Here is a 12,506-nt window from a genome sequence, read left to right on the forward strand (position 1 = left end):
TCACCGAGCCCCTCGGGGGGAGGGGTGCCTGTCCGGTGAGCACCGCGCGAGCGCGGCGCGGCTCCCCGCCTGCTGCGGGCGTCACCTCGGCCCACGCGGGCACCCACGGCTCCCCCCCGGTGTTGCTCACTTCCAGGACGACCACGGACCACGTTTTCCCCCCGAGCCCCTTGCACTCTACGAGGCGAAGCTCGCCGCGCACGGTGCGGCACTCTGGCAGGAAGTCCTTCCCCCTCATGCCGTCGTCGTCCACGAACCCCGCGAGCGCCACGGCGGCCGGGCTCAGCGCTGGGGGCCGTGCCTTCAACTCCTCCAGCTCCTTGCTCTGCGCTGCGCACCGCTCGCGTGAGGCGGACAGTTCCACGCGGCACGCCTCCACGGTCTGCTGCGGGCGACTGACGTTCACCACGTCATCCACCGCCCCCGGCTGCCCGGTGAGCAGGAACACGACGCTCGAGGGGAACCCCTCGCGGTAGGTGACTCGCAGCGCGAGCCGTTCGGCGGGCCCGAGCGCTGCGGTGGGCGAGAGCGTGACGGTTCGAACCCCCACGTCCACCACAGCGAAACGGGCGCGGCCCTCCACCTCGATGGACTCACGCACGAGCGGCGCGTCGAGGATGATCAGCGTGAAGGTGCCTGGCGCCACGGAGATCAACGGCGACTCGCCAACCTTGCCCGTGAGCAGGATAGCGCGAGGAGCGGAGCGCCCTGAGGGCGCGGCCTGTGCCAAAGCGGTGAGGCCTACCATCAGGGAGGCGAGCGCGAATGGTGGGGCGAAGGGTCGGAGCAAGGCGGGGGAACCTCCCAGGTAGGCTCCCAGAGTAGCAGACGAGAGAAGGCGCGCGCGTTGAAGTCAGGCGCCCACGACGCGCGGGGCGACCACGTCCATGCCCCGTCGCGCGCCGTTTTGCGCCGCGTGCCGTGTCTACCAGAAGCGCTCCCTCAGCCCCTGTGCCGCTCGGCCTCGCGGTACAGCTGGGAGAGAGAGCAGTCCAGCAGCGATTGGCGCGTGCGCATGTACTTGTAAGCGCGCAGGAACGGCAGCCAGACACGCTGGCCGACGCGCACCTGCACCTCTTCCAGCTTCTTGCGAGGGATCCACTGCCCCCCCAGGCGGCGGACGAGCACCTGCCCCAGGTAGGCGCCCACGGCCGGCACCGCCCGCGCGTCGACGTTGTGCCGCTCGAAGATTTCCGGGAATCTGTCGTGCCAGAACTGGTAGTCCACGTCGGTGAGCGACTCGGGGGTCTGCTCGAAGACGGAAGGCACCTCGGTATGCAGCAACGCCACGAGGTACTCAGCCAGCAGGGAGTAGTGCTCCAGCGCGGCCTGGGTGTCCGGCACGTCCGAGGGCAGCGCCGCGTTCGCGGGCAGCCACTCGTCCGGCTCCGGAGGCTGGTAGGCATTCAGCTCCGCAATCCTTCGCTGCCGCTTGCTGATGGCGACGGTGTCCACCAGGCGAGACAGCAAGGGCGCCACGTCCGGATGGAAGCGGGGCTCCACGGGGGCGAGGGTGGCGTTGCGCTCATGGAGGGTGCGCAGCACCGTGTGGAAGTCGAGCTCTGGGCGCAGGTGAACGAGCGCGCGGGCCTGCGCCTGCCGTGCCTCCTCGCGGGTGAAGTCCGCGGCGGTGGGCCACGTCACCAGCAGCACGGAGCCATTGGGCAGTTCCTCCACCCGGTGAGCTGGCGTGGACAGCATGCGCTCGCGGCCCACCGTCTTCACCACCTCCGGGCCAAAGACGTTGAGCCAGAACACCTCGTAGACCTTGTCGAAGCCATTTTGATAGAAGGTCTCGTCGTCGCGTCCGAACGTGGGATAGTCCGCCAACTGCAGGTCCGCCTCGCTGCTTGCTGAAGCGTAGGACACTGGGTAGTGGGTGGCCCAAGCACGGACCAGCTCCACGAGCCTGCGGCAACGCTCTTCGTCCGTGAAGAATGTGAGCGGCTGCACATCGAGGTCGACTCTCAATGCGCAGGGGCTGTGTATCAGCCCCAGATCGAGCGTCAGCGATACAGCGGGCCCAGTGGGGCGATGGAGACCGATAACTGAACCCCACTCAGCGCGGCGCTCTTCTAGAGCCTTCCAAACAGCCGCGCGCGAGTAATTGCGTCGCCGCTTGCCCTTGGCAATGTTCGGCATCCACTCGCCCGCGTACTCCTCGAGCGCCTGGAGAAAGGGCTCCAACGCGGGCTCGAGTTCAATATCCGGATCGAAGGTCCCCTCAAACGAGAGGGCAAGCGTGTCCTCCAGGTTCAAGTCCCGCATCCTCAGCAGCTTCATTGAAACAAGACCTCCACTCCCTTGATATCCTTCTTGACGCGGTTCATCGAGGCCTTCAGCCTGCTCGGCTCCGGCATGAGTGCGCCGCCCTCATAGACAAGACGGACCCGCTGCACCTGCACGCGGCGCTTCAGGGAGGGCCGCAGAATGTCCACCGGGCCGCCGTAATAGTCCTGAGCAGCGCTCGCATCCATCTTGAGTTGCTCCGTCAAGGCATCTCCATCGAACGGCGCGAGGTTGCGGCTCTTGAAGCTGAAGGTCTCCACGCGGGGCGGCTGTCCGGCGGGCGGCAACTCTTCGATGATGAGCACATCCGCGAAGCGGATGCCGGGGACGCCCGGCTTGGACACGCCTACGTGTGTCTCAATGCGTGGCTGGCTGAAGCCCTGGAGCCACTGGCGCTGCGCCAGGGGCAGGACTGCGTCGGCGCGCAGCAGGGCCACCATGACGCGCTCGAAGGCCAGCCCCCGGGCGAACGCCCCCCGCATCCGCTCATACGCCTCCCACCGCAAGGGCCCCTCCACCGCACGGCCCTGCTCCAGCTCCGCCAGCCGCCGCTGCCGGTAGGTGACGTACTCGCTCCACAGCGTGTACCCTTCCGGCACTCCTGGCGGCGGCGTGTCGAGCGTGGTGTTCAGCCTCTTGATCAGCGCCGCGTCCCCGGGCAGGCGTGGGCCCAGCGCCTCCAGCTCCGCCTGGCGCAGCTTGGCCTCCACCACCTCCCGCGTGTGGCCTGTTACCTCATCCACCAGCGAGCTCAGCCCGCCCAGCCCCTTCCCGGCAGCAGTTCTCTGTCCGGCTGCCCCCGTCCGCTCGCCCTGGGCCTTGGACAACCACGCCTGCGCCTTGGGCACGCTGCCTCGCGCCTCGTACAACGCCACGGCGGCAGGCTCACCCCCTGCCCCTACGAAGACCGCGGACTCCCGGCTGGCGCGCACGTATCGCGCAACCGCCCCCAGCCCCTCCCCTCCCAGCCGCTCCGCCAACTGCCACGCCATCTGCTGGAGCGCCTCCAGCCGCAGCTCCGGCACGGGGAGCCGCACTCGTGCGCCCTTGCCTCCGGCGTACACCGCCACCAGGAGCGCCGCGGGCGCCAGCGAGCGCGTGGCCTGCTCGTACTGCCCCTGCCTCAGCACCTGCACCCCGTGCGCCGTCCCCGCCGCCAGGTGGTAGAAGCCCAGCGGCACCCCGAACGTCAGCTGGTCGAAGCTGCCCAGCGCCGTGTTCCCGGCCGAGTAGTGCGCGCGCATCTGCGCCCGCTCCACCTCGTCCAGCGCGTGTTGGTAGGCCGGGGGCAGGTGCAGGCGCTGCGTGGACATCTTCAGGTAGCGCGCCCCATCCCTCGCCGGAATGCTGTTGAGCGCGTCTCGGGCCGCTTACCCCAGGCCCCGCAGCACATCCCCCGCCTGCTCGTCTCGCTCCACGTACTCCGTCAGCTTCAGGCCCCGCTGCTCCAGCTCCTGGCGCACCGCCTCCATGTGCCCCAACGTCTGGCCCAGCTGCTTGTCCCGCGCCAGCACCCCCAGCAGCTGGCTCAGCTCGTCATCAAACGCCGTGTGGGCGATGAAGAGGGCGAACACCTCCGCATAGGCGCCGTAGTCCTCCATGGCGCGCACCAGGAAGGAGGCCCTCTTGCCGGTGAGCACCTGCGAGGCCCGCCCGTCCACCAGCGGCCCCAGCGCGCCCAGCCGCACCGCGCTCCAGTCCCTCAGCCGCTCCACCACCCGAGCCATGTCCACCCCGCGCTGCAACGCGAGGAAGTCCGCCACGGAGCCGCAGGCCAGGAAGGGCGCCAGCAGCTCCTCATCGCCGGTGGCCTGCTCCGGCCACCCGGGTGGCACACGGAGGCGCGCCGGAGAGCTCGGCTCGCCACTCGCCGCTTTCTGCCGGGCCCTCCTCGGCGCCAGCACCCGCGCCAGGTTGACGTCCCACGGGAGCACGGAATGCATGAGGAGCAGCGAGGGCACCTCGCTCTCGGGGCCCGCGTCGCCCGGCAGCTCCAGCCAGGGCACTGACTCGCCCGCGCGCCCCTCTCCCCCCACCGCCGTCCGCTGGCTGTAGGTGCCTGCCAGGCCGCGCGGTCCACCCCCACTGGCGCACCCACTCACCAGCAGCGCCACACTCAGCAAGAGCAGCCCACGTCTCCGCCCGCAGCGCAGCAGGGCAGCGGCCAGACACTTACCCATGAGAAGCCCCCCAGCTGAAAAGAGGGCTTCACGCTACGGCAGCGCCTCACCCAACGGCGATGACGCTCCACGTTCCTTGCTGTGCTCTCACCTGCCGCGTTGGCTTGGGGAGCGCAGTTCCGGCGGCGCGGATCTCATTCAGTTGAGGTACTGGTCGTCGCTCGGCCGCTCCGAGGAGACGACACGCAGGTTGCGAGCCCGGCCCCGAAGCTGGCGCTGCAGGCGCCAGTGCTGCACCTGCAGCCACAGCCGCCGCGGGCTCGCTCCCTTCAGGTAGACGAACGTGATGAACAGGCCCAGCACGTCCGGGAGCTGGATCAGCAGTCCTTCCACCGGATTGCTCCCACTGGTGAGAACGGAGAGCGCCACGAAGCCCGCGCCGATGCCCGCGAAGGCATTGCCCGACAAGGGAATGCCCCAGAAGTTCGTCTGCCCACGCCCAATGGTCATCCCGTAGGACACCCACAGGATGGTCGTCATGACCGTGCCACCGTCGTACTGGGCCCTCACAATGGGCAGCACGAAGGCCGCCAAGGCCGTGAGGAAGCCCGCAAGGGCCGTACACCCCACCGCCACCAGGAGCAGCCGCCTCGGGCCCCACACCCCCTCCAGCCACCCTCCGATGGACCAGATGATGATCGCGCCGAAGATGATGCTGATGGGGTGGTCCGCGATGAAGGCGTAGGTGAACGGCTGCCAGAGGAAGCTCCCCAGAAAGCCGGGGGTGAGCTGGAGCAGCCCGCCCCCCGCGCCGCGAGTCAGCAGGTACAGCACCGAGCCTGCCACCAGCCCCATGGCGAGCTTGGCTGACATGGACTCCAGGCCAGGGAAGCCGCCCCCAAACCCCCCGCCGAATCTGCTGCCACGCACTGGTCGCATCCGCACGCCTCCAGACTTCCTCTTCGAGCCGTCCAAAGGTGGTGGAAGACCCGCCACTTCGCAACCACTTCGTCAGCCAGTGGTCGTCCCAAATGCGGAAAGGCGCCCCTCCCCTCTCCGGGAAGAGCGCCCTCCAAGTGTCGCCTGCCTGTCAGCCTGCCGGCCGACTCAGGACTTCGGACGGTAGAACAGCGTGATGGTCAGACAGTGGAACTCCTTGTCCGACGACTGCGTCACCACCTTGTCCACAATGTCCAAGTTGGAATTCTCCTTGAGCCACTTGGTGATGTTCTCGCCCATGTTCTCGCGATCACGCGCGAGCGTGGTGGAGAACACCCTGACTCCCGTGAAGTTGACAACAGCCATCACCGACCCTCGTTGAAAACCAGAGATTCCGCAGGTTTACCCCGAGTCCGCACGTCCAGCAAGAAAGGGCGCGGATTTTCGCGGGCAGAGCCCCTGCTTCAGCGGGCCGCAGCCGCGCGGCGCTGCTGGCAGGAGACCTCGTCCTTGCACGAAGGCCCGATGCCATCCGGGTGTGGGCCCAGCGGAGTCTTATCGCTCTCCTCCACCCCACACACCACACACTTGCGCTTGCGGTTGCGACGCTCCGCCCGGCGCTGTTCGGCGATCTGCTTGGCCCGCTCGCGAGCCGTCTTCGCGTCCAACTCGTTGCTCATCTCACGTCCCGTTTGGAAGTCCGTTGCTCAGAGCGCTTCGACCAGGACCGCGATCCCCTGGCCACCGCCGATGCACGCCGACCCGATACCATAGCGAGCACCCCGGCGCTTCAGTTCATAAATGAGGGTCATGGTGATGCGCGCGCCCGAGGCCCCGAGCGGGTGGCCCACGGCGATGGCGCCGCCGTTGACGTTGGTGCGATCGCGTGGCAGCCCCAGCTCCTTCTCGACGGCCAGGTACTGCGGCGCGAAGGCCTCATTCACCTCGAAGAGCTCCACGTCGCCCAGCTTGCACTCGGCGCGCTCCAGCAGCCGGCGGATGGCGGGCGCCGGGCCAATGCCCATCACCTTCGGATCACACCCGGAGACGCCCCAGTTCACCAGCCGGGCCAGGGGCTTCAGCCCGTGCTTCTCCACGAAGGAGCGGGTGGCCATCACCATGGAGCCGGCACCGTCGCAGATGCCGCTGGCCGCGCCCGCGTGCACCACGCCGTCCTTCTTGAAGACCTTCGGAAGCTTGCGCAGCCCCTCCACCGTGGTGTCCGGGCGGTTGTGCTCGTCCTTGGCGAACACCGTGTCGCCCTTCTTCCCCTTGAGGGTGACGGGGGAGATCTCCTCCTGGAAGCGGCCCGCCTCCTGGGCCGCGGCGAAGCGCTTCTGCGTGAGCACCGCGTACTCGTCCACCACCTCCTGGGAGAGCTGGTAGTCCACCGCGAGCTGCTCGGCCGTCAGCGCCATGGCCTGACCGGTGTAGCTGTCCGTGAGCGCGCTCCACAGCATGTCCTCCAGGCCGCCCTTGCCCAGGGGAAGGCCCCAGCGCGCGCCGCGGATGACGTGGGGCGCCTGGCTCATGGACTCGGTACCGCCGGCCAGCACGCACGAGGCCTGCTCGGTGAGCATCTGCTCCGCGGCGGTGATGAAGGCCTGGAAGCCCGAGCCGCACAGCCGGTTGACGCCCAGCGCCGGCACCGGCACCGGCACCCCCGTGCGCAGCCCTACGTGGCGAGGCAGGTAGATGGCGTCCGCGCTCGTCTGGACGACGTTGCCGTACACCACGTGCTGGATCTGCTCGGGGGAGACGTTGGCCTGCGCCAGCGCCCCCTTCGCCGACTCCACCGCCAGCTCCGTGGCGCTCACATCCTTGAGGGCGCCACCGTACGTGCCGAACGGGGTGCGCTTGCCGGACAGGAAATAGATCTCTTCGTTCTTGGAAACGCTCTTCATGGCCCTAGGCTCCTTAACGAAACCGCTCCTCCCCTTCAACGGGCACGCCCGCCCAGAAAGGCGCTGACGACGATGGCAAGCGCCGCCACCGTCCACAACAGCCCTGGGAGGTTCTGTCGGCGGATCTCCTTCTGTCCGAGCCCTCGGTACCAAGAACGCCCTGCCTCCACCCGGCCTTCCCAGGTGAAGTCTCCTGTGGGACTCAGGCCTTCCAGGCGCTTGAGGTGGGCGCGGAAGAGGCGCTCGGGGGAGGCCTCCTCCAGGCTTCCGGAGCGGTAGCGCCCGGGAATGTCCAGCGCCGGCCGGCGGTAGCCGGCGGTGATGACGAAGCCCTCGGGGGCCAGCGGCGTGAGGAGGTAGAGGCGGGGGGCGCCATTCGAGCCCGGGTGGAGCGTGGCGAACACGCGCTCGCCCGGGTGTGCATAGTCATAGGAGAGGGTGGCGCGCCGCAGCGGCGGTTTCTCCTCGTGGCTCCCGAGCGGGAGGAAGCCCAGGGCGCGGAGCTGCTCGGCGACGGGCTCGAGCTCGGAGGGCAGGTTCATCTGGTCGGCAGGCGCCTCGGGCTCCACGCGGACCCGGGCGGGGAAGAGGTAGAGGACGGCGCGCCAGAAGTTGAGCGCCAGGAGCGTCACGGCGAGCCCCAGGCCCGCGAGCGCGGTGGCCAGCTGGGCGAGGACGTTCATGGGCGGGCTCCGGGGGTGGCGGCCATCCTTCGCACCGTAGCCACGGGGCCTGCCTGCGTCCACGTCGCACGTGAGACAGGCTACCTCAGCGTCCGGCTGCAATTCGCGCCCAGGCCATGTAAGACTCGCAGGTCCACGACGTGCTCCATGAACACCCTGCTCGTGCCCGCACCCATGAGGAGCCTCCGCCCGTGACGGATCGCCCACCACCCGCCGAGTTCTCCCTGCTCCTCAAGGGCGAGCTCGAGTTCCGTGCCTCCGCGGCGGAGAAGGAGCTGGAGGTCCAGGTCTGGGACTACCACGCGGAGCCCGTGCACCTGTCCCTCGAGGACCTCGAGCGGCTGGGTCTCCTCACCACCGAGCAGCGGGGGGCGCTGCCCACGAGCGCCGTGGCCCCCTGGCGCCAGGCGCTGCGGGAGCGAGGGGGCAAGGATCTCCAGCCCCCTCGGCTCCGTGAAGAAGCCAGCGCGCAGGCCCTGCACCTGGGTGGGATGGCCCTGCTCCCCGTGGCGGAGGGGGTGGATGTGTACGTGATCAGCTACGACTCGGCGCCGGTGCGGCTGGAGCTCCACCACCTGGCACGGCTCGGCCTGCGGTACCGAGGCGCCTGAGACGGCTCGAGCGCCCTACCCCGCCGTCCGGAGCCCAAGCTCGCGCATCACGTCCTCGCGCAGGGTGGTGACGCGAGCCAGCCAGCGAGGGGCGCGCGCCGCGGCGAAGGACTGCTCCGCCGCATCCAGCGCGCGAGAGGTCTCCACCTGCGAGCGTCCGAGCCAGAGCTCCGCCAGGGACAGGTTCACCAGCCCCAGCTGCAGCACGTTGCGGGACTCCGTCGCCAGCGCGAGCGCCCGCGCCAGGTGGTCCAGGCCCTCGTCCATGGGCACCAGCGGCGCCAGCGCCCGGCGGGCGAGGATCTCGTCGAAGGGATTCTCCAGGGCCGGATCCACCGCCCGGGCCAGCGCCGCCTCCGCGGCCTCGCGCGCGGCGGCCTCGCGCCCCTGGGCCCGCTCGAAGCGGGACTGGTAGACGCGCACCAGCGTCTCCATGCGGAACTCGCCCGAGCGCGCCATCTGCAGGGCCTTCGGCAGCGACTCGCGCGCGGCGCGGACGTCATTGGCGAGCACGTCCCGGCAGGCCGTGTACACCTGGACATAGAGCTGCAGCCACAGGTCTCCGGGCAGCACCTGGGCCAGCGTCTGCCCTCGGGCCAGCACGGCCTCCACCTGCTCGAGCTCATCTCGCTCGAGGAAGTAGGGCGGCGTGTAGATGGCGAGGTTGCGCTCGGGCAGGCGCGGGTTGCCCAGGCGGCGGATGAGCTCCTGCTTCTCGGTGAGCACGGGGACCATCGCCCCGGCGTCGCCCGTGAAGGAGGCGCGGACGATCTGCGTGAACAGGTGGAAGATGCGGATGTCGGTGAAGCCGAACGTCTCCGCCACCTCGAAGCCGTCTCGGGTGGCGTCCGTGTCGAGCGGCTCGCCACGCAGGCCGCGGAGCATGTTCAAGAAGTAGCACCCCATCCCCAGCGCCCACGCCAGCCGGGGCGAGGGGCGCTCCACCGCATCCCGGAAGGCGCGCAGCTGCTCCACCTGCTCGCGCTCCGCCTTGAGCACGCCCGCGAAGAGCCCGGTGTGCGAGCTGAGGGCCGCCCGTGCGAGGAGCACCCCGGCCCGGTAGGGCGAGTCCACCGGCTGCTCCACCTCCACGCGCTCCAGCAGCGCCTGGAAGTCCGTCGTGCGGCCCATGATGGCCATGGCGATGCCCTGGAGGATCTGCAGCTCCGCCTTCTTCCAGAAGACCTCCACCGGCGCCATCTCCACGGCGAGGGGAATCTCGCGGAAGACCTGGCGCAGCCGCTCGGCGCGCTCCGAGGCCGGAGCCGTCCGCGCCGCATCCAGCTGCTCGAGCGCCTCCTGGCGGCCCGCCTCCAGATCCACGGTGTCCGCCCAGTACTGGAAGAGCTTCTCGGCGTACACCAACGTGGTGGGGGGATCGCTCGCGTAGCCCACCTCGATGAGCGTGCCCCAGGTGCGGATGATCTGCCCCACACGCTCGGGCGTGCGCGGCTCCTGCTCCACCAGCTCCGCCGCCTCCTTCAGCAGGAGCGTGGCGTCCAGCAGCGCCTGGGAGCCGATGGCGGCCTGCCCCGCGCGCATGAGCGGCTCGATGGCGCGCCGCGGCTGGGTGGAGCGGGCGAAGTGGTAGCCCACCATGCGATCCACGTTCGGGTTGTCGTGCCGGAACGACTGGAGCACCTCCGCCACGCGCCCGTGGTAGGCCTCGCGCATCTGCTCGGCGGTGCTGTCGTAGATGGCCTGGTGGACGGTGTCGTGGGTGAAGACGTAGCGCCCTTCGATGAGCTGGAGGAACTGCCGCGCGACGATGTCGTCCAGCGCCTGGAACAGATCCACCTCGATCATGCCCGCCAGCGCGCGCACCATGGGCAGGTCCAGGCTGCGGCCCGCGGGGGCCAGCCTTCGCAGCAGCGACACGCGATCCGGCGGCGCCGCGGCCAGCCGCGTCAGGACGGTCTCCTCGATCGTCCCGGGCAGCTTGCGCGTGGCCAGATCTCCGTCGGCCATCCACCGCCCGCCCACGCGCCGCAAGGCCTCCACCTCCACCAGGGCGCGCAGGCACTCGGTGGCGAAGAAGGCATTGCCCTCGGTGATGGAGTGCAGCCGCGTGACGAAGCCGGCGGGCACCTGGAGCCCCGGGAGCGCCAGCTGCACCAGCGTCTGCACGTGCGCGGAGGACAGCGGCGCCAGGTCCAGGCGGGAGGTGAGCCCCTCATCCACCGTCTCGAAGGCGAGGCTCAACCGGCTCAGCGCGTCCGAGCGGTAGGAGCCCACCACCATGCCGCGGGTGCGGCTGAGCGCCCGGATGATGACGTTGAGGACCTCGAGCGTGGCGGAGTCCGCCCACTGGAGATCCTCGAAGCACAGGACGAAGGTGTGGCGCTGCGCGATCGCCTGGAGCCACTCGGCGAGCGCACCGAAGATGGCGATCTTCTCCGCGCCCGCATCCGTGAAGGACGGCACGGAGCCCGTGGCGAGTGAGGGCACCAGCCGGCCCAGCAGCGGCCCCAGGCGCTCCGTCAGCTCCGGAGGTGTCAGCGGCGCCAGGCTGCGCAGCGCCTGGGTGAGCGGAGCCAGCGGCGCGAGCCCTTCCGCGCGGCACTGGCCCATGCCGAAGGCGATCTCCGCCAGCTTGGCCTGCAGCTCGAACTCCTGGAGCAGCCGGGACTTACCCACTCCGGCGGGCGCGCCGATGAGCAGCGTGCGGGCCTGACCCCAGTCCGCCTCGGCCAGGGCGTTCATGAGCTGCTCCAGCTCCGCCTCGCGGCCAACCACCTCGGGCACGTGGAGGTAGCTGGCGCGCGCGGACAGCGGCTCCTCGGGCAAAGGCTCCCCGCTGGCCTGGCAGAGCGCCTCCAGCAGCTCGCCCGCGTTCTGGAACCGGTCTCGCGGATCCTTGGCCAGCAACAGGAGGATGATCGCCTCCAGCGCCGGATCCACGGGACAGAGAGTCGAGGGCTTGGGCGGGGGCCGGGTGAGGTGATCGGCCAGCAGCGCGGCGGGGCTCTGGCGCTTGAAGGGCAGCCGGCGCGTGGCGAGGAAGTAGGCCATCACCCCCAGCGAGTACAGATCGGCGCGGCCGTCGATGTTGGCTCCGCGCTGCCACTCGGGGGCCATGTACTCCAGGGTGCCCTTGAGCTTGCCGGGGCTCGGCGTGCCCAGCTGGTGCATCACGCCGAAGTCCATCAGCTTGATCGTGCCATCCTCCATGATGCGCACGTTGCTGGCCTTGATGTCGCAGTGGACATAGAGGCGCGCGTGGATGAAGGCCAGCACCTGGGCCATCTGGATGAGGATGCGGTAGAGGGTGAGCGTGTCGAGCGGCTGCCCGCGCGCGACGGTGCTCAGGTCCTGGCCGCCCACGACTTCCATGGTGATGAAGCGGTTGCCGGACTCGGTCATCCCGCAGTCGAAGACCTTGAGGGTGCCGGGGTGCTGGAGCTTCGTCATCGCGAAGAACTCGTGCCGGAACATCAGCACCAGCTCCTCCACCTTGGACGGGCTCAGGCCCTCGGGGACCTGCATCTCCTTGAGGGCCACCTGGCGCAGCTCCTGGAGATCCTCCGCGAGCCAGATGCGCCCCATGCCTCCCTCGCCGAGCACTCGCTCGATGCGGTAGCGGCCACGGACGAGGGTTCCGGGCTCCAGCGAGCGACGATCCCCATGCCGGAAGTTCGAAAGCGAGATGGGAGTCGGGGGCGAGTCCTCCATCAGCGCGTTCGAGGGCCGGCTACGCTCGTCGAGGACTGAAGTCTTGTCTTCGTCGCTCATCGGGAGCCGTGGCGTAGGGGCAGGCACGGTGGTGGCCGTCGGGGGAGAAAGGATCCGGTTTCAGAGTATCCTACACATTCTGCTCAGGCGGCCTTGCCGGATCCAGTCCTACCTGGTGTGTAGGGTCAGAGGAAGAAGCCGGCAACGCCACCTCCGGCCCCTTGACAGGCTGCAGTCTCCTTGAGTCCGCCACGGTGGCGCAAGCGCCCCAGCCACCCTCCTGGGTCA

11 protein-coding genes are annotated in these 12,506 nt (G+C 69.5%); 1 reads left to right on the forward strand and 10 read right to left on the reverse strand.

The window, feature by feature from the left end:
- The 9 genes from VD972_RS22065 to VD972_RS22105 form a co-directional block, all read right to left on the reverse strand.
- Positions 1-790 (reverse strand): DUF2381 family protein (locus VD972_RS22065; RefSeq protein WP_324990083.1); only part of this gene is annotated, 790 nt, incomplete at its 3' end.
- A 152-nt stretch (positions 791-942) separates the two neighbouring features.
- Entirely contained in the window at positions 943-2,283 is a 1,341-nt protein-coding gene (locus VD972_RS22070; RefSeq protein WP_324990085.1) for a hypothetical protein, read from the reverse strand.
- Positions 2,280-3,602 (reverse strand): hypothetical protein, encoded by a 1,323-nt coding sequence (locus VD972_RS22075; RefSeq protein WP_324990087.1) that lies wholly within the window; start codon positions 3,600-3,602, stop codon positions 2,280-2,282. Before VD972_RS22075 ends, VD972_RS22070 begins: the two co-directional genes overlap by 4 nt.
- A 57-nt stretch (positions 3,603-3,659) precedes the next feature.
- Positions 3,660-4,469 carry a hypothetical protein gene (locus VD972_RS22080; protein WP_324990089.1) on the reverse strand — a complete coding sequence of 270 codons (810 nt, stop codon included), beginning with the start codon at positions 4,467-4,469 and terminating at the stop codon, positions 3,660-3,662.
- 138 nt (positions 4,470-4,607) lie between these two features.
- Complete coding sequence (locus VD972_RS22085; RefSeq protein WP_324990091.1) at positions 4,608-5,348, reverse strand: DUF1751 domain-containing protein; 741 nt, start codon at positions 5,346-5,348, stop codon at positions 4,608-4,610.
- 168 nt (positions 5,349-5,516) lie between these two features.
- The gene (locus VD972_RS22090) at positions 5,517-5,714 is read right to left on the reverse strand and encodes a hypothetical protein (protein WP_324990093.1); all 198 of its coding nucleotides are present in this window, start codon (positions 5,712-5,714) and stop codon (positions 5,517-5,519) included.
- A gap of 98 nt (positions 5,715-5,812) precedes the next feature.
- Entirely contained in the window at positions 5,813-6,028 is a 216-nt protein-coding gene (locus tag VD972_RS22095) for a hypothetical protein (protein WP_324990095.1), read from the reverse strand.
- Positions 6,029-6,055: 27 nt separating this feature from the next.
- Positions 6,056-7,252: an acetyl-CoA C-acetyltransferase gene (locus VD972_RS22100; protein WP_324990097.1), complete on the reverse strand. Its 1,197-nt coding sequence runs from the start codon at positions 7,250-7,252 to the stop codon at positions 6,056-6,058.
- A gap of 35 nt (positions 7,253-7,287) precedes the next feature.
- Positions 7,288-7,935 carry a hypothetical protein gene (locus VD972_RS22105; RefSeq protein WP_324990098.1) on the reverse strand — a complete coding sequence of 216 codons (648 nt, stop codon included), beginning with the start codon at positions 7,933-7,935 and terminating at the stop codon, positions 7,288-7,290.
- Between the two features lie 191 nt (positions 7,936-8,126).
- Between VD972_RS22105 and VD972_RS22110 the strand changes: the two genes are divergently transcribed.
- A complete protein-coding gene (locus VD972_RS22110; protein ID WP_324990100.1) occupies positions 8,127-8,546 on the forward strand; it encodes a hypothetical protein in 420 nt (139 codons plus the stop codon).
- A 15-nt stretch (positions 8,547-8,561) separates the two neighbouring features.
- Here VD972_RS22110 and VD972_RS22115 read toward each other — a convergent pair whose 3' ends face one another.
- On the reverse strand, positions 8,562-12,278 hold the full coding sequence (locus tag VD972_RS22115; protein WP_324990102.1) for a protein kinase domain-containing protein: 3,717 nt from the start codon (positions 12,276-12,278) through the stop codon (positions 8,562-8,564).
- Between the last annotated feature and the right edge of the window lie 228 nt (positions 12,279-12,506).

The organism is Hyalangium sp. (genome assembly GCF_035629615.1).
GTDB lineage: Bacteria > Myxococcota > Myxococcia > Myxococcales > Myxococcaceae > Hyalangium.